Origin of the sequence: Micromonospora sp. NBC_00330 (assembly GCF_036136635.1) — a bacterium.
Taxonomy (GTDB): domain Bacteria; phylum Actinomycetota; class Actinomycetes; order Mycobacteriales; family Micromonosporaceae; genus Micromonospora; species Micromonospora salmantinae.
Window position 1 is genome coordinate 6,266,744 of sequence record NZ_CP108012.1, and the last position, 22,705, is coordinate 6,289,448.

Sequence of the window (22,705 nt, forward strand, 5' to 3'; positions counted from 1 at the left end):
GACCGTCGTGACCAGTAGCCCTCCCGGTGCCAGCGAGACCGATCTCGGGCGCAAACGCCGTGCCCGCAAGATCGGCCGGGTGCTGGCCGAGACGCATCCCGACGCGCATTGTGAGCTGGACCACTCCAACGCTCTGGAGCTGGCCGTCGCCACGATCCTGTCCGCGCAGTGCACGGACAAGAAGGTCAACGAGGTCACCCCGAAGCTCTTCGCCCGCTACCCGAGCGCTGCCGCGTACGCCGGCGCCGACCGGGGCGAGATGGAGGAGCTGATCCGGCCCACCGGTTTCTACCGCAACAAGACCGACTCACTGCTCAAGCTCGGTCAGGCCCTCCTCGACCGGTACGACGGCGCAGTCCCGGGCCGGCTCGTCGACCTGGTGACGCTCCCCGGCATCGGCCGCAAGACCGCCAACGTGATCCTGGGCAACGCCTTCGACGTCCCGGGCATCACCGTCGACACGCACTTCCAGCGGCTGGTCCACAGGTGGCGGCTGACCACCGAGACCGACCCGGTCAAGATCGAGCACGCGATCGGCGCGCTGTACGACAAGCGCGACTGGACCATGCTCTCGCACCGGATCATCTTCCACGGGCGACGGGTCTGCCACGCCCGCAAGCCGGCCTGCGGCGCCTGCACGCTCGCCAAGCTCTGCCCCTCGTACGGCACCGGCCCCACCGAGCCGGCGGCCGCCGCCAAGCTGCTCAAGGGCCCTCGGGCGCGCGACCTCGCGGTGGCTGCCGGGGTCGACCCGGAGCTGGTGCCGGCGCAGGCGATCACGGCGGAGGTGCCGTGAACCGCCGCCTCGCCCCCGCCGTCCTGCCGCTGCTGCTGGCGGTCACCGGCTGCACCAGCGGCACTGCCGACGACGAGCCGGCTCCCCGCCCGGCCGCGGCCGAACGACCGTCGCCGTTCCGGGACTGCGCCACGCTGGGCACACCGCCCACGGCAACGTCGCCCGGCGCCGCAACGGCGACTCCGGCATCGCCCGGCTCGGGCCCGACGGCCTCCGGAACGTCCGGCTCGACGGCTCGCGCCGCCGGCGCCTCGGCGCTGCCAGAGCTGACGCTCTCCTGCTTCACCGGCGGCGCCCCCGTCGTGCTGCGGGAGGTGGCCGGGCCAGCGGTGATCAACGTGTGGGCTTCCTGGTGCCCGCCGTGCCGCAAGGAGCTGCCCGCCTTCCAACGCCTCAGCGAGCGGGCCGCCGGCCAGCTCCAGGTGGTCGGGGTCAACAGTCGGGACAGCCGGGGCGGCGCACAGTCCATCGGTGAGGACTTCGGCGTCCGGTTCCCGATCCTGGTGGACCAGGGCGAGGCGCTACAGCGCGAGCTGAAGCGCAACGCCATTCCGCTGACCCTCTTCGTCGACACCGACGGTCAGGTGCGGCACATCGACGCCACCGGGGCTCTCGACGACGCCAAGCTCGCCACGCTGGTCCGCCAGCACCTCGGCCTGGCGGTGCCGGCGTGACCCGTCGGCCCCCCGAGTGGATCGAGCCGTTGCTGACCCGGCTGGGCACCGCCCGCGCCGAGGACTTCACCCGCCTGACCACGCCGGCCGAGGGCGGTCGGGAGAGCGCAGTGCTGGTGCTGCTCGGCGAGCAGCCCGGCGCGGGTCCCGACGTGCTGGTCCTGCAACGCGCCGCCACCCTGCGCAACCACGCCGGCCAGCCCGCCTTCCCCGGGGGTGCCGCCGACCCGGAGGACGCCGACGTCCGCGCCACCGCCCTGCGCGAGGCGAACGAGGAGGTGGGCCTCGACCCGGCCAGCGTGACAGTGCTGGCCGAGCTGCCGAAACTGTGGATCCCGGTCAGCGACTTCGTGGTCACGCCGGTGCTGGCCTGGTGGCACGACCCGCACCCGGTGCACCCACGGGAGCCGGCCGAGGTGGCACACGTCGCCCGCCTGCCGGTCAGCGAGCTGGTCGATCCGGCCAACCGGCTGCGGGTCCGGCACCCGAGCGGCTGGATCGGGCCGGCGTTCTCGGCGCGCGGAATGCTCGTCTGGGGCTTCACCGCCGGGGTGCTCGCCACCCTGCTCGAGATGGGCGGCTGGGCCCGTCCGTGGTCGCGCGGCCGGGTGGTGGAGCTTCCGCCGACCGGGGCGACACCGGCCCCGTCCGCCGGCACCGACGAGGTTGACGAGAACGCCCTGCGCTGAACGCACGGTCACCATCCGCAAGCGATGGTCATCCGGTGGGCACACTGCCCGTACGCTTGACCCGTGTCCGTCGTGGATCTCGTCCTGCTGCTGCTCATGCTCGTGTTCGCGATCAGCGGATACCGCCAGGGTTTCGTCATCGGCGTCACGTCGTTGTCCGGCTTCTTCCTGGGTCTGCTGCTGGGTCTCCAGCTCGGGCCGCTGTTCGCCAGACAGTTCGTGGACGCCGGCACCCGTGTGCTGATCTCGCTGGTGGCCATCTTCGGGCTGGCGGTGGTCGGGCAGGCACTCGCAGGTTGGCTCGGCTCGCACCTGCGTAAGACCATCACCAGCGACGTGGGCAAACGGGCCGACGACGTCGGTGGGGCACTCGTCTCGCTGTTCGCGGTGCTCCTGCTCGCCTGGCTGGTCGCCGTGCCGCTCGGCTCGTCCTCGGTGCCCTGGCTCGCCGCCTCGGTCCGCAACAGCGCTTTGATCACGGTGGTCAACCAGGTCCTGCCCGAGCAGGCCCAACAGCTTTCCACGGCGCTGGAGGACACCGTCGACACCGACGGGTTCCCGGACGTCTTCGGTGACCTCGCGCCCACCCGGGCCCGGCAGGTCGACCCGCCGGACCCGGCACTGGCCGGCTCGCAGGTGGTGGTCAGCGGTCAGCAGTCGGTCGTCAAGGTGCTCGGCTCCGCGCCCAGCTGCTCACGCCGCATCGAGGGTTCCGGCTTCGTGTACGCGGACGACCGGGTGATGACAAACGCGCACGTCGTGGCCGGCACCCGCTCGGTAGCCGTGGAACTGGGCGGCGAGCGGTACGACGGCAAGGTGGTGGTCTACGACCCGAACCGGGATCTGGCGGTGCTGCTCGTGCCCGGGCTGCCCGGGCCGTCCCTGCGGTTCGCCGCCGGCAACGCGGGCAGTGGCTCCGACGCCATAGTGCTCGGCTTCCCGCTCGACGGCCCGTACAACGCGCAGTCGGCGCGGGTCCGGGACGTCGACCGGATCAAGGGCCCGGACATCTACTCGTCCGCCGAGGTGACCCGGGAGATCTACACGATCCGGGCGCTGGTACGCAGCGGCAACTCGGGCGGTCCGCTGCTCTCCGCCAACGGCCTGGTGCTCGGCGTGATCTTCGCGGCGGCGTCCGACGACCCGAACACCGGCTTCGCCGTGACGGCGGCCGAGGCCCGGCCAGTGGCGTTGGCCGGTGCCGAACGCAACCGGCAGGTCGCCACCGGTGAGTGCACCTGAGCGTCGCTGCGGGGCCAGCTCAGCCCTTAGCCGGCAGGGCGCGACGCCAGCTCAGCCCTGGGCCGGCAGGGTGCGACGCCCGACTGTCGGTAGCTTCGCCCGCCCCCACCGCAGCCCCCGGTCCAGCACGGCACGGGCCATGATCGCGACGCACGTGCCGCCGTTGAGGAAGGACGCCACCACGTCGCTCGGGTGGTGCATTCCCCGGTACATCCGGGTCATCGCCACGCCGAGCGGCACCATCAGCAGCAGCGTCCACCAGGCGACCTTCGCGCCGGTGCTCCGGGCCCGCAGCGCCAGCAGCACGGCGATGCCGACGTAGAGCGCCACCGCCGCCGAGGTGTGCCCGGACGGAAAGCTCGACGTGGGTGGCGAGACGTCCATGTGCTCCACCGCCGGCCGCCGTCGGTCGATCGCCAGTGTGGTCAGCAGGAACACCAGCGCCTGGGCGGTCACCGCCGCGCACAGGAACAGCGGCTCGCGCCAGCGCTTCAGCCAGAGCCGTAGCGCCAACGCCACCAGCACGGTGACCACGACGATCATCTGGGTGCTGGCCAGTGTGCTGAACACCAGCGAGACGTTGTTCCAGTCGCCGGTGCGGTCGGCGGCCAACTCCCGGTTCACCGTGTCCTCCACCGTGAACGGCCAGGTTCGGGCGAACACCCGGGTGACCAGCACCCCGAGCAGCACCATGAGCCCGAGCAGGAGGGACACCGGCAGTAGCACCCGCCGGACGATCTGGACCACGGTCTCGGACATGGGTCGGCCAGTACCCGGCCGACGTCTTCCTCACTCCTCAGGCCGCTCCCGGCTGCCGCTCGACCTCGGGCGCGACGCCGTCGCGGGTCGGCCGGACCGGCCGAAGACCGGTGTGTGCCCGCCAACTGGTGAACGCGGCGGTGGTGGCCGCGACCACTGCCACCCCCAGCAGCCATCCACCCACCACGTCGCTGGTGAAGTGCACGCCCAGCGTCACCCTGCTCAGCCCGGTCACCACCGTGAGCAGGACCGCCGCCACCCAGAGCGCGATGCGCGCCGCCCCCCGCCGGGCGTACGGCAGGAGCACCAGCAGCAGCACCCCGGCGGCCAGGGTGGCGTTCAGCGCGTGCCCGGAGGGGAACGAGTAACCGGCGGCCCGGGCCACCGGGTCCAGCAACTCCGGCCGGTCCCGGCCGACCAGCAACTTGAGCAGCGGACCTACCAGACCGCCGACGACCATGGTGGTGGCCGCCCAGAGGGCCAGCCGGCGGGCTCCCCGGCGCAGCAGCCAGATCACCAGGAGCAGGGCGACGGCGCGCAGTGGCATCGGTGCGAACACCTCGGTCCAGACCCGCATCAGCACGACCCAGGCCGGGTGATCCTGGGCGTAGCCGTGCAGCGCGTCGGTGACCGCCGTGTCCAGCCGGTGCAGCGGTGCCCAGGCGCCGAGCACCAGCAGTGTGAGCAGCGCGAACGGCACCAGCACCAGGAACGCCGCCGTCGCGGCGAGAGTGAGCCGCAGGCCCAGCGCATGGTCCCTGTCGAATCGGCGGTGCCGCCAGGACGGCTGGCCGGTGGGGGCGAGGGTAGGTGGCCGGTGCGTACTCATGGGTCCGTTCTACCCGGCCGGGCAGCCGGTCAGGCCTGCCGGTCGGCCACGATCAACGGGTCCGCTGACGCAGCCGGCGCACCATCACTGCCGCACCGGCGACCAGAGCGACGAGGAGTACGACAGTGGTCCACAGTTGCGCCGGCGCGGAATTCTCCTGACCACCCGCCGCCCGAGCGGTCCAGCGGCTCTGCTGACCGGATGCGGCGAGACCGAGTGGATCGCTACCAGCACCGGCCACCGGATCGTCGTCGACCGAGCCGGGCGCCGGACCGAAACCGGTCACGCCCGGCGACGTCTGGTCGTCCAGCGGGTTGGCGGTCACCGGCGGCACCTGAGCGGTCAACGCGGCCACCGGGTCGACCACCCCGTACCCGAAGCGGTCGTCCCGCCCGGTGGGGCCCAGGTCCCGGGCGGTGGCCAACAACCGGTTGACCACCTCACCCGCGGGCATCTGCGGATAGCGGGACCGGACCAGCGCAGCGGTCGCCGCCACCAGCGGCGCGGCGAAGCTGGTGCCCTGCACCCGCCAGTACCCGCCGGGAGGCTTGGCGCCGACCAGCCCGCTGGCGGGAGCGGTGAGCACCGTCGCCCGGCCGGTGATCGAGCCGGACCACATGTTGTCGCTGCTGCGTTCGAGGCCGGACACCGCGATCACGCCCGGCTCCCGAGCCGGGTACCAGACCTTGGTGCTGGTGGAGGTGGCCAGGTTGCCGGTGCAGGCGATGACGACCACGTCCCGGACGAACGCGTAGTCCAGGGCGGCGGCCAGGGCCGGGCTGTCGCCGCTGCCGCCCAGCGACAGGTTGATCACGCGGGCGCCGTTGTCGACCGCCCAGCGGACCCCCTGGGCGACGATCAGCGCGTCGTCGTAACGGTTCTCCTCGTCCAGCACGCGGACCGGCAGGATCCGGGCGTCCGGTGCAAGGCCGACCACGCCCCGCTTGTCGTCGCTGCGCCCGGCGATCAGGCCGGCGACGGTGGTGCCGTGACCCACCGGGTCCGGGCCCGGGGCGCCACCGGGGCCCACCAGGTCCTTGCCGGGCAGCACCTGGCCAACCAGGTCGGGGTGGTTGCCGTCCACTCCGGAGTCGACAACCGCCACCGTCACGCCCCGGCCGGTCGAGCTGCGCCACGCCGTCTCGGCCTGCAACTCGTCGAGCTGCCACTGCTCGTCGCGGACCTGGTCGGTGCGGGCGACGGCGTCACCGGGGGCGAACGCCATCGGCGCGCCGGCGAGCTGTCCACCGTTTGTGGGCGCGGCGACCGGCACGGCTGCCGCGGTCGGGGCCACGACGGCGAGCGCCGCGGCCACGCCGAGCAGCGCCCGGCCGGTCGCGCGTCGGGCCGCTGACGGACCGCTGTACCGCACCCCAGTCACATACCCAGCCATTCATCCCGACGGAACCATGACGATCGGAGATTACCGGTTTCCCCACCCGTCACGGGAAGAACCGGCGAGTCAGGTCATTGCGGCGGCAGTTGCGCCAGCTGAACGAGGCGTACGCCCTCCCGCCGGGTGACCAACCGACCACGCCCCGGCGGCAGCGGTCCGGGTCGCACCGGCCCGACGAGTGCGCCCTCCTCGGGGCTGCCCGCCATCACCAGGCCGGCCGTGGACAGCTCCCGCAGGCGCTGCACGATCGGCTCGTACTGGGCCCGGCTCGCCCCTCCGGACCGGCGGGCCAGCACCAGGTGCAGCCCGATGTCCCGGGCGTGCGGCAGGTGCTCCTCCAGTGCGCGCAACGGGTTCGCCGGCCCCGCCGCCACCAGGTCGTAGTCGTCCACCAGCACGAACAGCTCCGGCCCGGACCACCAGGACCGGTCCCGCAACTGCTGCGGGGTGACCTCCGGCCCGGGAGCCCGCCGCTCCAGGTAACCGGCGGCCGACTCGACCAGGTCGGCGGTGTGTGCCGCCGCGGTGCCGTACCCGATCAGGTGTGGCGTCTCGATGGCGCCGAGCAGGCTGCGCCGGTAGTCGACGAGGATCACCCGGGCCTGCTCGGGAGTGAACCGGGTGATGATCGACGTGGCCAGCGCGCGCAGGAACGACGACTTGCCGCACTCCGAGTCCCCGAAGACCACGAAGTGCGGCTCGGTGGCGAAGTCGAGCAGGACCGGGCGCAGGTCCGCCTCCGCGATGCCGATGGGCAGCCGCAGCCCGGTCGTCGAGGCGAGGTCCAGATCGGCGTACGGCAGCACCGGCGGGAGCAGCCGCACCCGCGGCGCCGCTGCACCCGCCCACCCGTCGGCGGCCCTCTTGACCAGGTCGGCGGTGTCTCCGCCGGCGGTACCGAGCTGGGGCAGCGCGGTGAGGAAGTGCAGGCCCTCAGCGGTCACCCCTCGGCCGGAGCGCTCCGGCACGTTGGCGGCCGCACGCCGGGCCACCAACGAGTCGGCCGGGTCACCGAGGCGCAGCTCCAGCCGGGAGCCGAACAGGTCCCGGATCGCCGGGCGGAAATCCAGCCAGCGCAGCCCGGTGGCGACCACGTGCAGCCCGTACGACAGACCCCGGGTGGCCAGGTCGGTGACGAGCGGCTCCAAGTCGTCGTACTCGCCGCGGATGGTGGTCCACCCGTCGATCACCAGGAACACGTCGCCGTACGGGTCGGTGCCCGGCTGGCCCACCGTCCCCGCCGCCGCTCGACGCTGCCGGTACGCGGCCATCGACTCCACGCCCAGCTCGGCGAAGCGGCGTTCCCGGTCGACCAGCAGGGTGGTCATCTCGCCGACGGTGCGTCGTACGGCGGTCGGGTCGGCGCGGCCGGTCACCCCGCCGACGTGCGGAAGGTCGCGCAGCGCGGCCAACCCGCCGCCGCCGAAGTCGAGGCAGTAGACCTGCACCTCGGCCGGTGTGTGGGTGAGCGCCAGCGCGCAGACCAGCGTGCGCAGGGCTGTGGATTTGCCGCTCTGCGGCGCACCGACCACCGCGACGTGGCCTGCCGCGCCGTCCAGCGCCAGCCAGAGCAGGTCCCGGCGCTGCTCCAACGGTTTGTCCACCACCGCCATCGGCACGCCGAGTGCCCCGTGCAGTTCCGGGTTGCCCACTGTCAGCCCGCGTTTCGGGTGCACCTCGACCGGACCGAGCAGCTCGTCCAGGGCCGGCGGCTGGCCGAGCGGCGGGAGCCAGACCTGGTGCGCCGGCGGGCCCTGCCCGACGAGCCGGTCCACCAGCAGGTCGAGCAGCGTCCTGGTGCCCTCCTCCTCCGCCACGACGGGCACGACCGGGGCCGCCGGCTCGGGCACCGGTACGACGTGGGTGGTGAAGGTCAGCAGCCGCGCGCCTCCCTCGGCGGCGACGCCGCCCGGCGCGGCCCGACGGCGGACGGCACCGGAGACGTACGCGGCCTTGAATCGGGCCAGCGGGTCGGTGCCGGCACGCAGGTAGCCGTGGCCCGGCGAGCGGGGCAGCTCGTGCGCGTCCGCCACGCCGAGCACCGTCCGGGACTCCAGCGCCGAGAAGGTGCGCAACCCGATCCGGTACGACAGGTGGGTGTCCAACCCGCGGAGCCGGCCCTCCTCCAGGCGCTGGCTGGCGAGCAGGAGGTGCACGCCGAGCGACCGGCCCAGCCGGCCGATCTGCACGAACAGGTCGATGAAGTCGGGCTTGGCGGAGAGCAGCTCCGAGAACTCGTCGCAGATCAGCAGCAACGACGGCAGCGGGGCGAGAGGGCTGCCGGCCGCCCTGGCCCGCTCGTAGTCGCGCACGCTGGCGAAGTTGCCGGCCCGCCGCAGCAACTCCTGGCGGCGGACCAACTCCCCGTTGATCGCGTCCACCATGCGATCGACAAGGGGCAACGCGTCGGCCAGGTTGGTGATCACGGCAGCGGTGTGCGGCAGCCGGTCGAACGAGGTGAAGGTGGCGCCACCCTTGAAGTCGACGAGCACGAAGTTGAGCTGCTCGGAGCTGTGCGTGGCGGCGAGCCCCAGCACCAGCGTGCGGAGCAGCTCGGACTTGCCGGAGCCGGTCGCCCCGATGAGCAGGCCGTGCGGGCCCATGCCGTCCTGGGCGGACTCCTTGAGGTCCAGCTCGATGGCGCCGCCGTCCGCGCCCACCCCGATCGGCACCCGCAGCCGGTCCCGTGCCGAGCGCGGCAACCAGCCCTGTTCCGCAGTGAAGCTCTCCGGGTCACCGAGGCCGAGCAGCTCGGGGAGGCCCAGGTCGGCCTGGAGCGGGGCGTCCGGCCCTCTGGCCGCGCCGGCGAGCCGCAGCGGCGCCAACCGTCGGGCGACCGCCTCGGCGTCGGCCAGGTCCAACTGGTCGGCGGTGCCCACCTCGGCGTGCCCGTCGGACGACAGCGAGTGCAGCCGCCGGCCGTGCAACTCCAGCAGCAGCGCGTAGCGGTCCAGCAGTCGGGGCGGCGGGGTGTCCAGGTCCAGCACCGTGACCGCGTCGATGCCGCCGTCGCCGGTCAGGTCACTGGCGCCGGTCAGGTCGCCCCCGTCGAGGACCACCACCACGTGCGGGCCGTCGGTGGCCGGGCCGGCCGGGCTGAACCGGGACCGGGTGGTCAGCACGTCGGCCAGCAGCGACTCCAACTCGGCGGCCGAGCTGGTGACCAGGCGTACCGGGCCGAGCGCGTCGGTGCGGCCGGGATGGTGGGTGTGCGGGAGCCACTTCACCCACTCCCAGCGGGCGCGGCGCTCCGGCCCGGCGCAGACCGCGACGAGCAGCTCGTCGGGGGCGTGGAAGACCGCGAGCTGGGTCAGCACGGCCCGGGCCAGGGCCTGCGCCGCCGGGTCGCCGGTCGGTGGCCCGCCGGTGGTCGGGGTGGTCGTCCGGCCACGGCCGGCGGATCGTACGTGCACCCGGGCGAAGCTGCGCAGCGACAGCGCCACCGGCAGGTCCGGCACCACCGAGTACGCGTCCAGGAAGCGGCGTAGCGCGCCGGCGGTCATCGGCTCGAGCTCCTCCAACGGCCGGGTGACCGGTGGGACCAGTGGGGTGGCCAGTGTCTGCGGCCCGACGGCGACCCGCACCACGGCGAAATCAGGGTCGGCGGGGCGCCGCTCCCAGACCCGGTGGCTGTCCACCGTCGACCAGAGCCGGCCCGGATCCGGGTGCCGGTAGTACAAACCGGCCCGTTGCTGGCCCGCGGTCCGCCGGACCCGTCGCCGCAGTGTGGCCAGGTGGCGTAGGTACTCCCTGCGGGCGGCCATCATCTCGGACTTCTTCGGGGTGCCGGAGGCGCTGCCCCAGGACGTCACGAGCATCGCCAACGAGGAGAGCCCGAACATGCCGCCCACCACGTACGAGTAGGCCCCACCGCCCCGGCCGAACATCATCGCCATCGCGACAGTGCCGCCGAGCATGGGCAGCACCATGAGCAGCTGCTGCCACCGCCCGCCGGTCACCACGGGGATCTCCGGCGGTGCGTCGACCGACAGCTCACCGGCGGGAATCTCCGGCGCTGGTCGGCGCGGTGGGCGCTTGATGACGACGGTGGACACTCGGCCTCCTGACAGCGCTGGGTAACCCGAGCCTGGCTCATGGTAGGTAAAGTCCTGTCGTCCGCGCAGCCTCCGATCCCAGTCGATATGGAGACCAGTCGATGACTACCGGGCTGGCACGCGTCACCATCAGCGCGCCGCAACGACGGGTGGACGTCGCCCTGCCGGAGCAGGTGCCCCTGGCCGAGCTGCTGCCCGACGTGCTCCGGCACGCCGGTGTCGGGCTCGCCGACGACGGCGAGCAGCACGGCGGTTGGGTGCTCCGCCGCACCGACGGGGCGTTGCTGGTGACCGCACAGGCGCTGCTGCCGCAGGGGGTCCGCGACGGTGAGGTGCTGCACCTCGTTCCGGCCCGCGCGCACTGGCCCGAGTTGGAGTACGACGACGTCATCGAGGCGATCGCCGACGGTGCTCGCCGTCGCGGCGGCGCCTGGTCGCCCACCGCCACCCGGGCAGCCGGTCTGGCCGGTGCCGCAGTACCGCTCGCGGTCGGGCTGCTCGCGCTGCTCGCCGGTGGCCCGACACACCGGGCCGGTTGGCTGGCGGCCGTCGCGGTGGCGCTGGTGCTCACCGTGGCCGGCACTGTCGCCTCCCGCGCCAACGGTGACGGCGCCGCCGGGGCGACGCTCGGCGGTTACGCGCTGCCGTACGCGTTCACCGCCGGTGCCCTGGCCGTCGGCTCCGGCGACCCGGTCGGGCCGATCGGGCCGGCCCGCTGGGTGGGCGCTCCCGAACTGCTGGCCGGCTCGGTCGCGTTGTTGCTGGCGGCGTTGATCGGCCTCCTCGGGGTGGCCAGTCGGCTGCGGGTCTTCGTGGCCGGCGTCACTGTCGGCCTGATCGGCGCGGGGGCCGCGCTCGGTGGGCTGCTGATGACCACGGCCGGTACGGCGGCCGTGCTGCTCAGCGCACTGGTCTTCGCCGTCGGCGTGATCCCCCTGCTGGCCATCCGGCTGGGCAAGCTGCCGCTGCCGCCGATCACCCTGCCAGCCGCCACCTCCGGGGAGGAGCCGGAGCGGGTGCGGGACCTGCCGGACCGGGGCCGGGTGCACGCCGCGGTGATCCGCACCGAGGAGATGCTCACCGGGATGCTGATCGGCCACGCGCTGCTGGTGGTGGCCACCGCTGTCGTACTCGTGGCCGCCGGTGGCACTGCCGGCCGGGTGCTGGTGGCGGTCACCTCGGCCGTGCTGCTGCTGCGGTCGCGGCTGTTCGTGGCGCTGCGACACCGGGTGCCGACGGTGCTCGCCGGGCTGGCCGGCTACGCGGCGCTGGGTGCCGTGCTGGTCGGTCGGACCGACGAGACCGGGCGGTTGGTGCTGGTCCTGGGCGGGGCGGCGCTGGCCCTGGTGGCGGTCGCCAGCGGCACCGGGTACGCCCGCCGGCCGGTCTCGCCGTACCTCGGGAGGATCGCGGACCTCACCGACACGGCCCTGGTGGTCGCCGTGGTGCCGATCGCCTGCGCGGTGCTCGACCTGTACGACCGGGCCCGAGGGTTGCTCGGTTGAGCGACCCTCGGGCCCGGTGCGTCAGCGATCGTCAGTGCATGGACTCGCCGCGCGCCTCGGCGTCGCGGGCCCGCTGGTAGGAGGCGTGGATCTCGGCCTCGGCCTCGGTGCGGCCGACCCAGGTCGCGCCCTCCACCGACTTGCCGGGCTCCAGGTCCTTGTAGACCTCGAAGAAGTGCTGGATCTCCAGGCGGTCGAACTCGCCCAGGTGGTGGATGTCGCGCAGGTGCTCCTGGCGGGGGTCCTCGTAAGGCACGCAGAGGACCTTGTCGTCCCCGCCCTTCTCGTCGGTCATCCGGAACATGCCGATGGTGCGGCAGCGGATCAGACAGCCCGGGAAGGTCGGCTCGGGGACCAGCACGAGGGCGTCCAGCGGATCGCCGTCCTCGCCCAGGGTGCCCTCGATGAACCCGTAGTCGGCCGGGTACTGGGTGGAGGTGAAGAGGGTGCGGTCCAACCGGATCCGGCCGGTCTTGTGGTCCACCTCGTACTTGTTCCGGTGACCTTTGGGGATCTCAACCGTCACGTCGAAATCCATCTGCACGCTCCCTCGTCTGCCCACGCTGGCTAACGGAACCAATGGCGGCCCTCCGGACAGGTGAATGCCCACCCGCCGACTCCGGCCGCCGCATAGTCTTCGGACCGAAGTAGTGTCACCCAAGCCGATTTTCGCTGGGGGAGGAGGGGGTCGTGGGGAGGGAAGATTCACACTACCGCCCGGACGGGGGCTCCGCGCACGGTACCGGACGATCCGGCTCCGGCAGTGCCAAGGGGCGGGTCCCGGTGCCGGAGGCGCACCTCCCACGGGCTCCCGAAGCACCGACCCCGGCACCGGAGACGGTGCCCGACCGACCCCCGCCGCTGCCCTGGCGCCCGCCGGCCGGGCCGGCGTCGCCCGCTCCGAACACGGGTCACTTTCCAGTGGTCGGCGGTGAGCAACCGGTGAGCGGCCCGCCACGCGGCAGTGCCACGGTCCCGGTCAGCCCTGCGCCGCTCAGCCCGTCGTTCGGTCCCGGGCCGACCGCCCCCGCCCCCGGCCCCGGCGGCGTCCCCCCGGTGGGCCCGCCGATCTCCGCGTTGCCGGCACCCGCCGACGCAGCGCCCGCACCCGCCGCGCCGCGCCGCCGGAGGCGGCTGCCGGTGGTGCTGGCCGCCGTGCTCCTGCTGGTGCTCGCCAGCGTCGGAGTCGTGATCACCCGTCCCGGCCCGGTCGCCGGGTGGCTCGGCGATGACGCCGGGTCCGGGCCGAATGCGGTCGGCGTGACTCCGGAACCCGCCCCGTCGGACGTGCTGGGCGGCCCGGACTCGAACGCCCCGGTGCCCACCCCGGACGGGGTTCGGGCCGTGCTCGATCCACTGGTCGGCGTCGCCACCCTGGGCGACCGGGTGAACGTCTCGGTCGCCGACGTGATCACCGGTCAGACGCTGTTCGCCAAGGGCGCGGACGACGGCACCGTGCCCGCATCGGTGACGAAGCTGGCGACCGCTGTGACGGTGCTGGCGGCCCGGGGGCCCGGCTACCGGATTCCCACCCGTGCCGTGGCCGGCGCGAAGGCCGGCGAGGTGGTGATCGTCGGGGGCGGCGACCCGACCCTCGCGATCAACAAGAAGAGCTATTACCCGGGTGCGGCGCGCCTCGACGACCTGGCCGCCCAGGTGCGTACCGCGCTCGGCGGCACGCCCCCGACCAGTGTCACAGTCGACGGTTCGGTCTACTCCGGCCCGGTCTACGGCCCCGGCTGGGACGACGACATCCCCACCGGCGGTTCGGGGGGCGCGGTGACCGCGTTGATGACCGACGGCGCGCGTACCGACCCGGGCGTCGAGCACGGCTCCGCCCCGCGGTTCGCCGAGCCGGACCTGGCCGCCGGCAAGGCGTTCGCCCGGTTGCTCGGGGTGCCGACCGACGCCGTGAAACGGGGCGCGGCCCCGCCTCAGGCCTCGGCCGGTGCCAGCCCGGCACCGGGTACCGAACTGGGCGTGGTGCAGTCTCCGCCGCTGATCCGGCTGGTCGACGTCATGATCAGCGAGAGCGACAACCTGGTGGCCGAGGCGCTCGCCCGGCAGGTCGCGCTGGCCCGCGGTCAGCCCGCCTCGTTCGACGGCGGCGCCGCCGCCATGGACGCCGAGGTGGCGGAGCTGGGCCTGCCCGCCGACGAGATCAGCGTCTCCGACGGCAGCGGCCTGTCCCGCCTCAACCGGATCAGCCCGTCGCTGCTGACCGACCTGATCCGCTTGGCCGCCAGCCCGGACCATCCGGAGCTGGCCGGCGTCTTCGGTGGTCTGCCGGTGGGCGGCTGGTCCGGGACCCTCAACGAGCGCTACCGCACCGCCGCAGGCACCGCCGCGGGCGCGGGCAGCGTCCGGGCCAAGACCGGCACCCTGACCGGCGTGCACTCCGTCGCGGGCCTGGTCACCACCGCCGACGGTCGGCTGTTGACCTTCGCGGTGCTCACCGACAAGGTGCCGGGGGACCGGGACACCGCCCAGCCGGCACTGGACCGGATCGCCGCCGCGCTGGCCGGTTGCGGCTGCGGCTGACCGTCGCCGGTTCGCGGGTGACGCGACCGCCATCGGCGTCGATCGAGGGCGCGAGCCCGGGCCGGGGTGTCGCGGCGCGGGTACGGTGGGTTCATGGCGCAGTTCGTGGACTGGGATCTGGCCGCCGCCACCGCGGGGGCGTTGAGCAAGTCTGGCCCCCGCGTGTCGTACGCGGAAGCCACCGACGTGGTCGGCGACCTGCGTCGGCTGACCGACGAGGCGGCCGGGCACGTGGCCGACTACACGGGGTTGCGGGCGCAGGTGTCGCATCCGCCGGTCCGGGTGGTCGATCGCCGCGACTGGGCCGCGACGAACATCGCCGGTCTCCGCGAGGTGATCACACCGCTGGTGAGTCGGCTCTCCGGCGACAAGCAGCCGGGCGCGTTGACCGAGGCGATCGGGTCCCGGCTCACCGGGGTGCAGGCCGGCACGGTGCTGGCCTACCTCTCCGGCCGGGTGCTCGGCCAGTACGAGGTCTTCTCGGCCGACCCGGGCCAACTGCTGCTCGTCGCACCGAACATCGTCGAGGTGGAGCGCAAGCTCGGCGCCGACCCTCGGGACTTCCGGCTCTGGGTGTGTCTGCACGAGGTCACCCACCGCACCCAGTTCACGGCCGTGCCGTGGATGCGGGCCTACTTCCTCAGCGAGGTGCAGGCGTTCGTCGACGCCTCGTCCAGCGGAAGTGAGCACCTGGTCGAGCGGTTGCGGCGCGGGGTGGCCACGTTGTCCGACGCGGTCCGTGACTCGGAGAGCCGCACCAGCGTGCTGGACATCGTGCAGACCCCGGCACAGCGGGCCGTACTGGACCGGCTCACCGCGTTGATGACCTTGCTGGAGGGGCACGCCGAGTTCGTGATGGACGGCGTCGGCCCGCAGGTGATCCCGAGCGTGGAGCGGATCCGGGCGTCGTTCAACCGACGCCGGGAGGCGGGCAACCCGCTGGAGAAGGCGATCCGCCGGCTGCTCGGGGTGGACGTCAAGATGCGCCAGTACGCCGAGGGGCGCAAGTTCGTGCACGGCGTGGTGGAACGCGTCGGCATGGAAGGGTTCAACTCGATCTTCAACTCGCCGCTGACCCTGCCTCGACTGTCGGAGTTGGGTGACCCGGACGCCTGGGTCGCCCGGGTGCACGGCCCGGCCGGCACCATCCCGGCCGCTGGCTGACCACCCGCCGGTGGCAGCGCTCGCTCCGCCGGTGGCCGCGATCCGGGTGGCGGTCCGCCGCGCCCTGACCGGTCTGCCGTCCGGCGGTCCGGTGTTGGTCGCCTGCTCCGGTGGTGCCGACTCGCTCGCGCTCGCGGCGGCCACCGTCTTCGTGGCGCCGCGGCTGGGCCGCGCCGCCGCGCTCGTCACCGTCGACCACGGCTTGCAGGACGGCTCCGCGGAGCGCGCCGAGGCGGTGGCCACCTGGGGGCGAGGGGTCGGGTTCGCGTCGGCGACGGTGGCCCGGGTGGACGTGGCCGGGCGTCCCGGTGGGCCGGAGGCGGCCGCCCGCGAGGCTCGTTACCAGGCGCTCACCGAGGCGGCCCGGCAGCAGAACGCCGTCGCCGTGCTCACCGGGCACACCCGTGACGACCAGGCGGAGACGGTGCTGCTCGCGCTCGCCCGGGGCGCCGGCCCACGAGGGCTGGCCGGAATGCCCGCCCGACGTGATCTGGGCGGGGTGCCACTGCTGCGCCCGCTGCTGGAGATCGGTCGGGACCAGACGCGCGCCGCCTGCGCCGTCCTCGGGCTCAGTGCGTGGCAGGACCCGCACAACAGCGACCCGTCGTACGCCCGTTCGAGGGTGCGGGGCGACCTGCTGCCGGCGCTGGTGCGGGCGCTCGGGCCGGGCGTGGTGGACAACCTGGCGCGTACCGCCCGGCTGGTGGCCGCCGACAACGCCGCGCTCGACGAGTTGGCGGGGACGGCGCTGGCGGCGGCCCGGTGCCCCGACGGAGGGCTGTCCGTGCCGGCGCTGCTCGGCCTGGTTCCCGCCGTACGCGGCCGGGTGCTGCACTCCTGGGCCCGCGAGTTGGGCGCGCTGCCCGGCGCCCTGTCGCACCGGCACGTCGCAGCCCTGGACGCCCTGGTGACCGATTGGCACGGTCAGGGCCCGGCCGACCTGCCCGGCGGTGTCCGGGTGCACCGCCGCGACGGCCGGCTGGCGTCGGTGCGCACCACCTGACCTGACCGGCCGGTCTCAGCCGCTGTGCGCCCGGTCCCGGAAGGTGGTCCGGTAGCTGTGCGGGGTGGCGCCGACCCGACGACTGAAGTGGTGGCGCAACGCTGCCGCGTCGCCGAAGCCGGACTGGTCGGCGACCGCCTCCACGCTCAACGGGGTCTCCTCCAGCAGCCGCCGGGCGAGCAGCACCCGCTGGTTGGTGAGCCAGTCGTGCGGCGTGGTGCCGGTCTCGGCGCGGAACCGGCGGGCGAACGTGCGGGGCGCCATGCCGGCGCGGGCGGCCAACTCCTCCACTGTGATCGTCCGGTCCAGGTGACCCATCAGCCACTCCAGCACCGGTTCGAGGGTGGGTGCCTCGGGCGCCTTCGGGATGGGCGCCTCGACGTACTGGGACTGACCGCCGTCGCGGTGCGGCGGGACCACCATCCGCCGGGCCAGCCGGGTCGCGGTGGCCGACCCGTGCTCCTGGCGGATCAGGTGCAGGCACGCGTCGATGCCGGCCGCCGTGCCGGCGCTGGTGAGCAACCGGCCGTCCTGGACGTAGAGCGAGTTGCACCGCACCCGGGCGCGCGGGTGCCGGCGTTGCAGCTCGTCCACGTACCGCCAGTGGGTGGTGCACTCGCGGTCGTCGAGCAGCCCGGCCTCGCCGAGCAGGAAGGCTCCGGAGCAGACGCTGAACAGGTGCGCTCCGCGGGCGTCGGCCCGGCGGAGCGCGTCGAGCACCGGGCCGGGAACCGTGGTGCCCTGGCCGTGCGCGGGGATGGCCACCAGGTCGGCCTCGTCGACCGGGCCGAGGTCGGCGTGTGGGGTGAGGTGGAAGCCGGACGAGGTACGCACGGGAGCGCCGTCCGGGCTGCACACCTGGAAGCGGTAGGCGGGGAAACCGTCGGCTGTCCGGTCGGTGCCGAACACCTCGGCGAGCACGCCGAGCTCGAAGGGAGCGACCTGGTCGAGGGCGAGGACGGCAACGGACCGCAGCATGTGACGAGGGTAACCCGACCGGTGGCAGTAAATCGATGACCAATGGCATTCCTGCCACTGTCCGATGACTTCGTGAGGTCGCAGACTGGTCTCAGTCCGGTGCGCACCGGCGGCGAAACCGACAGCAATCATGCGAAAGCGAGCGCCGCCATGGAGTTCCTGTTCATCCTCCTGTTCCTCGTCCTCCTCGCCGCCGCCTCGGCGGCCGGCCTCACCGTCGACAGCCACGATTCGGCCGACTGGAAGCCGAGCGACGATGGCCGCCGCTGGCGGTCACGCACCAACTGATGTGATTAGCGTTATTTGCCCGGAAAATCCTCGGCGGGACCGCGCCAAAAGGTGCGGCCCCGCCGACGGAGGCCATCCGACGTACGGCAGGCTAGGAGTCATGGCTGACGGCTCCTGGTACGACGCCGACATCGACCACGTGATCATCTCCGAGGCGCAGATCCGCGAGAAGACGGCGGAGCTGGCCAAGCAGGTCTCCGCCGACTACGCCCACGTGGGCGACGGGCTGCTGCTGGTGTGCGTACTCAAGGGCGCGGTGATGTTCATGGCGGACTTCGCCCGGGCGCTGGGCCGCAACGGCCCGCCTGCGGAACTCGACTTCATGGCCATCTCGTCCTACGGCCAGGGCACCACCTCCTCCGGGGTGGTCCGCATCCTCAAGGATCTGGACCGGGACATCGCCGGTCGGCACGTGATGGTCGTCGAGGACATCGTCGACTCCGGGCTCACGCTCTCCTGGCTGCTGCGCTACCTCGAGTCGCGCTCGGCGGCGAGCGTCGAGGTGGTCGCCCTGTTCCGGAAGCCGGACGCGGTGAAGGTGCCGGTCCCGGTGAAGTACGTCGGCTTCGACATCCCCACCGAGTTCGTGGTCGGGTACGGCCTCGACTTCGCTGAGCGCTACCGGGAGTTGCCGTACGTCGGGGTGCTCAAGCCCGAGGTCTACGCCCGCTCCTGACGCCGGGCCCGACCCGTGACGGCGGCCCGCCGACCTGTCGCGGCGGCCCGCCGGTCGACATGAGCCCTACTTGCATCGGCATCCATCAAGCCGACGTTCAGCGCGCTCTCAGCTGATGCGGTTACCGTGTAGCACGGTGGCCCGGAGGTTTCTCCGCGCTCGACCCTCTCGATCGCGTGACCGGGCGCTCGGGTGGCCGAGCCGGACTCCCCGCCACGCCGGCTTCCACCCGGACTCGCCGTACGTTGGCTGCGGGGCTGGTGGGCCTGCCCACGGTGCGTGTCGTCGATGTCGAAGGCGCGCAGAGTGCGGGGGCTCGCAGGTTCGCTGTTGGCGTACAAGGTCTTTTGATGGTGCACGACTGCGGGGCTCGCAAGCTCACTCCTCGCGTGCACGGTGTACCGTCGAATGACCGCGGCGCGGTAGTTTTCGCGCCCCGGGGTCGAGGCCGGCCCGCACGGCGGCTCCGGCCGCCGCTCAACGCGGCGACACCATCAGACGGTCAGGACGTCGATCAGGAGGATGCGGGCGCTCCGGCGCTCGACAACAGTATGGAACGTACGCGTTTCTTCCGCCGACCGGTGGTCTGGATCATCCTGGTCATCCTCGGCGCCGTTGTGCTCAGTCAGCTGTTCACCAGTGGTCCCAGCTACCACCGCGTGGACACTTCCGTTGCGCTCGATCAACTGCACACCGCCAAGATCAACAAGGTGGTCTTCCAGGACAAGGAGCAGACGCTCCAGCTGGACCTGGCTCAGAAGACCAAGTTCGGCAAGACCGAGACCAACAAGATCGAGGCCCAGTTCCCGTACCAGGCTGGCGACCAGATCTGGAACGAGGTGCTGGACGCCAAGGCGAACAACCGGGTCACCGGCCCGGCCGACGCCAAGGTCTCCTCGGACAGCATCTGGGTGAGCCTGCTGGTCAACCTGCTGCCGATCGCGCTGCTCGTGCTCCTGCTGCTGTTCTTCATGTCGCAGATGCAGGGCGGCGGCTCCCGGGTGCTCAACTTCGGCAAGTCCAAGGCCAAGATGATCACCAAGGACACTCCGAAGACGACCTTCGCGGACGTCGCGGGTGCCGAGGAGGCCGTCGAAGAGCTGTACGAGATCAAGGACTTCCTGCAGAACCCGGCCAAGTACCAGGCCCTGGGCGCCAAGATCCCGAAGGGCGTGCTGCTGTTCGGCCCGCCCGGCACCGGCAAGACGCTGCTGGCCCGCGCGGTCGCCGGCGAGGCCGGGGTGCCCTTCTACTCCATCTCCGGCTCGGACTTCGTGGAGATGTTCGTCGGCGTCGGCGCCAGCCGGGTCCGTGACCTGTTCGAGCAGGCCAAGACGAACGCCCCGGCGATCGTCTTCGTCGACGAGATCGACGCCGTCGGCCGGCACCGTGGCGCCGGCATGGGCGGCGGCCACGACGAGCGGGAGCAGACGCTCAACCAGCTGCTCGTCGAGATGGACGGCTTCGACACCAAGGGCGGGGTCATCCTGATCGCGGCCACCAACCGGCCGGACATCCTCGACCCGGCGCTGCTGCGCCCGGGCCGGTTCGACAGGCAGATCCCGGTGGACGCCCCCGACATGGAGGGCCGCAAGGCCATCCTGCGGGTGCACGCCAAGGGCAAGCCGTTCACGCCCGACGTCGACCTCGACGCGGTGGCCCGTCGCACACCGGGCTTCAGCGGTGCCGACCTGGCCAACGTGATCAACGAGTCGGCCCTGCTCACCGCTCGCAAGGAGCAGCGGGCGATCAGCAACGACTCGCTCGAAGAGTCGATCGACCGGGTGGTCGCCGGTCCGCAGCGGCGGACCCGGGTGATGAGCGACAACGAAAAGAAGATCACCGCGTACCACGAGGGTGGTCACGCTCTGGTCGCCTGGGCGCTGCCGCACGCCGCGCCGGTGCACAAGGTGACGATCCTGTCCCGTGGCCGTTCGCTGGGCCACACCCTGGTGCTCCCGACCGAAGACAAGTACACCCAGACCCGTGCCGAAATGATCGACACCCTGGCGTACGCCCTGGGCGGTCGCGCCGCCGAGGAACTGGTGTTCCACGAGCCGACCACCGGCGCCGGCAACGACATCGAGAAGGCCACCCAACTGGCCCGCGCGATGATCACCCAGTACGGCATGAGCTCCAAGCTCGGCGCGATCAAGTACGGCACCAGCGGGGACGAGCCGTTCCTCGGCCGCAACATGGGCCACGAGCGGGACTACTCGGACTCGGTGGCCGCCGAGATCGACGGCGAGATGCGGGCACTGGTCGAGCTGGCGCACGACGAGGCCTGGGAGATCCTGGTGGAATACCGGGACGTCCTGGACAACATCGTGCTGGAGCTGATGGAGAAGGAAACCCTCTCCACTGCCGACATGGCTCGGATCTGCTCCCGGGTGGTCAAGCGCCCGCCGCTGGCGCCGTACAACGGCTTCGGCAAGCGCCAGCCGTCCACCGAGCCGCCCGTGCTCACCCCTTCGGAGAAGGACAAGCTCAAGGCGCAGGCCCAGGCCGACGGCGCGCAGGCGTCGGTCGGCGGCGTCGCGCCGTCCAACAACTCGGACGGCACGCACTGAGCAACGACCCGACGGCCAGCTCCCCACACCGGGAGCTGGCCGTCTCCGCGACCGAACCCGACGGCGACGACGAGCTGGACTACGTGGCCGCGCGGCTGATCAGCGGCAAACTGACCGGCCGCCCCGTCGAGGACGCTGTCGACCTCGGCCGGATCGAGAAGGCCGTCCGCGAGATCCTGATCGCGGTCGGCGAGGACCCGGACCGCGACGGACTCCAGCAGACCCCGGCCCGGGTCGCCCGTGCGTACGCCGAACTCTTCGCCGGCCTGCGGGTCGACCCGGCCCAGGTGCTCAGCACCACCTTCGAGGCCAACCACGAAGAGCTGGTCATCGTCCGGGACATCGACGTGATGAGCCTCTGTGAGCACCACCTGCTGCCCTTCCGGGGCAGCGCGCACATCGGCTACATCCCAGGCCCCGACGGGCGGATCACCGGCCTGTCCAAGTTGGCCCGACTCGTCGAGGTCTTCGCCCGTCGTCCGCAGGTGCAGGAACGGCTCACGTCGCAGGTCGCCGACCTGCTGATGAGCAAACTCGCACCACGCGGCGTCGTCGTCGTGCTCGAATGCGAACACATGTGCATGGCGATGCGCGGCATCCAGAAATCCGGTGCCAAGACCATCACATCGGCCGTACGCGGCATCCTGCAGTCGGACTCCAAGTCGCGGGCCGAGGCGATGGCGCTGATCATCCCCCGCTGACAACCCGCCGCACCACGGCCGGCCGACACCCATCCGGGACGGCCGGCCGTTGCGTTTTCCCACCCGCCCGGCGTTGTTGCGGCCTTCCGGCCTGGCGGGTCAGCCAGCGAGCAGCGCCAACAGCAGGCCGGCAGTGGCCAGCACCGCCGGCACCAGGCACACCAACGCGCCGAAACGCACCGTACGGTCCAGCCGCTCGGTGGGGCTGACCCGGAACAACCGGCCAATGCCGATCCAACCGGCGACGAACGCGACCGCCGGCATCGGCAGCCCACAGATCAACGCCGCCACAGTGGCCGGTCCCACCCCCGTCGCGGCCAGAACCACGACCTGGATCAGCGGCACCAGCAGCGCGAACGGCCCGTACACCAGGAGGTTGCGCGCCCGCGCGGGCCAGGACCCCGGCCGGAGCCGGCGGCGCGCGGCCAGCGCGGTGTCCGCCGCCTCGGCCCAACCACGCGCGGTCCGCAGCGCCGCCAAAACGGCCGCCGGGCCACCCGCCATCGACCGGGCCGCCTCGGTCAGCTCCGGCGGCGACGGCACCAGGGAGATCGCCGGTACGCCCAACTCGCGCAGCCGTTCCTGCTGACTCGCCAGCCCGGTACGGACCACAGTCAACTCCTCCCGGGCAGCCTCCGCCGACCGGGCCTGCTCACCGGCAGCGGTAGCCGCGCCCCGGCGTACCCCGTCCAACTGGCGGGCGGCCGCAAGATACTCCGTCCAGGCAGTGCTCGGCTCGACCGCCCGCGGCGTGGCGTCCCCGGTCGCCGCAGCTGCCCGCTGCCGCCCCGGCCCGGTCACCGTCGCGATCGGATCCACCTCGACACCCTCCACGCGCG

General features: G+C 72.7%; 19 protein-coding genes. 12 read left to right on the forward strand and 7 right to left on the reverse strand.

Features of this window, described 5'->3' with window-relative positions; all coding sequences use genetic code 11:
• Positions 1-7: 7 nt before the first annotated feature.
• From nth to OG598_RS28560, 4 genes are all read left to right on the forward strand, one after another.
• Entirely contained in the window at positions 8-796 is a 789-nt protein-coding gene (gene nth, locus OG598_RS28545; protein ID WP_145789750.1) for an endonuclease III, read from the forward strand.
• Positions 793-1,470 (forward strand): TlpA family protein disulfide reductase, encoded by a 678-nt coding sequence (locus OG598_RS28550; RefSeq protein WP_328651838.1) that lies wholly within the window; start codon positions 793-795, stop codon positions 1,468-1,470. Before nth ends, OG598_RS28550 begins: the two co-directional genes overlap by 4 nt.
• On the forward strand, positions 1,467-2,159 hold the full coding sequence (locus tag OG598_RS28555; protein ID WP_328651839.1) for an NUDIX hydrolase: 693 nt from the start codon (positions 1,467-1,469) through the stop codon (positions 2,157-2,159). The genes OG598_RS28550 and OG598_RS28555 overlap by 4 nt, the downstream gene beginning before the upstream one ends.
• Before the next feature lie 63 nt (positions 2,160-2,222).
• The gene (locus tag OG598_RS28560; protein ID WP_328651840.1) at positions 2,223-3,401 is read left to right on the forward strand and encodes a MarP family serine protease; all 1,179 of its coding nucleotides are present in this window, start codon (positions 2,223-2,225) and stop codon (positions 3,399-3,401) included.
• A 51-nt stretch (positions 3,402-3,452) separates the two neighbouring features.
• Here OG598_RS28560 and OG598_RS28565 read toward each other — a convergent pair whose 3' ends face one another.
• The 4 genes from OG598_RS28565 to eccCa all read right to left on the reverse strand — a co-directional run bounded on the left by OG598_RS28565 (position 3,453) and on the right by eccCa (position 10,440).
• Positions 3,453-4,160 (reverse strand): phosphatase PAP2 family protein, encoded by a 708-nt coding sequence (locus OG598_RS28565; protein ID WP_328651841.1) that lies wholly within the window; start codon positions 4,158-4,160, stop codon positions 3,453-3,455.
• A 37-nt stretch (positions 4,161-4,197) separates the two neighbouring features.
• Positions 4,198-4,989, reverse strand: a complete 792-nt coding sequence (locus OG598_RS28570; RefSeq protein ID WP_328651842.1) for a phosphatase PAP2 family protein — start codon at positions 4,987-4,989, stop codon at positions 4,198-4,200.
• Positions 4,990-5,041: 52 nt separating this feature from the next.
• The gene (gene mycP, locus OG598_RS28575) at positions 5,042-6,382 is read right to left on the reverse strand and encodes a type VII secretion-associated serine protease mycosin (protein ID WP_328651843.1); all 1,341 of its coding nucleotides are present in this window, start codon (positions 6,380-6,382) and stop codon (positions 5,042-5,044) included.
• Between the two features lie 74 nt (positions 6,383-6,456).
• Positions 6,457-10,440: a type VII secretion protein EccCa gene (gene eccCa / locus OG598_RS28580; protein WP_328651844.1), complete on the reverse strand. Its 3,984-nt coding sequence runs from the start codon at positions 10,438-10,440 to the stop codon at positions 6,457-6,459.
• A gap of 101 nt (positions 10,441-10,541) precedes the next feature.
• On the opposite strand from eccCa, the gene eccD reads away from it, so the two are divergent.
• Positions 10,542-11,945, forward strand: coding sequence for a type VII secretion integral membrane protein EccD (gene eccD / locus OG598_RS28585; protein WP_328651845.1), 1,404 nt, complete (start codon positions 10,542-10,544; stop codon positions 11,943-11,945).
• A gap of 31 nt (positions 11,946-11,976) precedes the next feature.
• On the opposite strand, the gene OG598_RS28590 is transcribed toward eccD, so the two are convergent.
• A complete protein-coding gene (locus tag OG598_RS28590; RefSeq protein WP_091403280.1) occupies positions 11,977-12,483 on the reverse strand; it encodes an inorganic diphosphatase in 507 nt (168 codons plus the stop codon).
• Positions 12,484-13,001: 518 nt separating this feature from the next.
• On the opposite strand from OG598_RS28590, the gene dacB reads away from it, so the two are divergent.
• The 3 genes from dacB to tilS all read left to right on the forward strand — a co-directional run bounded on the left by dacB (position 13,002) and on the right by tilS (position 16,653).
• Positions 13,002-14,486 carry a D-alanyl-D-alanine carboxypeptidase/D-alanyl-D-alanine endopeptidase gene (dacB, locus tag OG598_RS28595; RefSeq protein WP_328655463.1) on the forward strand — a complete coding sequence of 495 codons (1,485 nt, stop codon included), beginning with the start codon at positions 13,002-13,004 and terminating at the stop codon, positions 14,484-14,486.
• Positions 14,487-14,579: 93 nt separating this feature from the next.
• Entirely contained in the window at positions 14,580-15,650 is a 1,071-nt protein-coding gene (locus OG598_RS28600) for a zinc-dependent metalloprotease (RefSeq protein ID WP_328651846.1), read from the forward strand.
• Between the two features lie 10 nt (positions 15,651-15,660).
• The gene (gene tilS / locus OG598_RS28605) at positions 15,661-16,653 is read left to right on the forward strand and encodes a tRNA lysidine(34) synthetase TilS (RefSeq protein ID WP_328651847.1); all 993 of its coding nucleotides are present in this window, start codon (positions 15,661-15,663) and stop codon (positions 16,651-16,653) included.
• Between the two features lie 15 nt (positions 16,654-16,668).
• Here tilS and OG598_RS28610 read toward each other — a convergent pair whose 3' ends face one another.
• Positions 16,669-17,631, reverse strand: a complete 963-nt coding sequence (locus tag OG598_RS28610) for a GlxA family transcriptional regulator (RefSeq protein ID WP_328651848.1) — start codon at positions 17,629-17,631, stop codon at positions 16,669-16,671.
• A 42-nt stretch (positions 17,632-17,673) separates the two neighbouring features.
• Between OG598_RS28610 and OG598_RS28615 the strand changes: the two genes are divergently transcribed.
• The 4 genes from OG598_RS28615 (at position 17,674) to folE (ending at position 21,866) form a co-directional block, all read left to right on the forward strand.
• Positions 17,674-17,919 (forward strand): hypothetical protein, encoded by a 246-nt coding sequence (locus OG598_RS28615; protein WP_328655513.1) that lies wholly within the window; start codon positions 17,674-17,676, stop codon positions 17,917-17,919.
• A 100-nt stretch (positions 17,920-18,019) separates the two neighbouring features.
• Positions 18,020-18,595, forward strand: a complete 576-nt coding sequence (gene hpt / locus OG598_RS28620) for a hypoxanthine phosphoribosyltransferase (protein WP_328651849.1) — start codon at positions 18,020-18,022, stop codon at positions 18,593-18,595.
• Between the two features lie 551 nt (positions 18,596-19,146).
• A complete protein-coding gene (gene ftsH, locus OG598_RS28625) occupies positions 19,147-21,165 on the forward strand; it encodes an ATP-dependent zinc metalloprotease FtsH (protein ID WP_328651850.1) in 2,019 nt (672 codons plus the stop codon).
• Between the two features lie 35 nt (positions 21,166-21,200).
• Entirely contained in the window at positions 21,201-21,866 is a 666-nt protein-coding gene (folE, locus tag OG598_RS28630) for a GTP cyclohydrolase I FolE (RefSeq protein WP_091403265.1), read from the forward strand.
• Positions 21,867-21,965: 99 nt separating this feature from the next.
• On the opposite strand, the gene OG598_RS28635 is transcribed toward folE, so the two are convergent.
• Entirely contained in the window at positions 21,966-22,685 is a 720-nt protein-coding gene (locus OG598_RS28635) for a hypothetical protein (protein ID WP_442931396.1), read from the reverse strand.
• Positions 22,686-22,705 lie beyond the last annotated feature (20 nt).

Bases quoted from the DNA above. Each gene is read 5' to 3' on its own strand.
- ftsH (WP_328651850.1), top strand. From the start codon at position 19,147: ATGGAACGTACGCGTTTCTTCCGCCGACCGGTGGTCTGGATCATCCTG.
- OG598_RS28565 (WP_328651841.1), bottom strand. From the start codon at position 4,160: ATGTCCGAGACCGTGGTCCAGATCGTCCGGCGGGTGCTACTGCCGGTG.
- OG598_RS28615 (WP_328655513.1), top strand. From the start codon at position 17,674: ATGGCATTCCTGCCACTGTCCGATGACTTCGTGAGGTCGCAGACTGGT.
- hpt (WP_328651849.1), top strand. From the start codon at position 18,020: ATGGCTGACGGCTCCTGGTACGACGCCGACATCGACCACGTGATCATC.
- OG598_RS28610 (WP_328651848.1), bottom strand. From the start codon at position 17,631: ATGCTGCGGTCCGTTGCCGTCCTCGCCCTCGACCAGGTCGCTCCCTTC.
- OG598_RS28570 (WP_328651842.1), bottom strand. From the start codon at position 4,989: ATGAGTACGCACCGGCCACCTACCCTCGCCCCCACCGGCCAGCCGTCC.
- OG598_RS28590 (WP_091403280.1), bottom strand. From the start codon at position 12,483: ATGGATTTCGACGTGACGGTTGAGATCCCCAAAGGTCACCGGAACAAG.
- mycP (WP_328651843.1), bottom strand. From the start codon at position 6,382: ATGGCTGGGTATGTGACTGGGGTGCGGTACAGCGGTCCGTCAGCGGCC.
- eccD (WP_328651845.1), top strand. From the start codon at position 10,542: ATGACTACCGGGCTGGCACGCGTCACCATCAGCGCGCCGCAACGACGG.
- OG598_RS28600 (WP_328651846.1), top strand. From the start codon at position 14,580: ATGGCGCAGTTCGTGGACTGGGATCTGGCCGCCGCCACCGCGGGGGCG.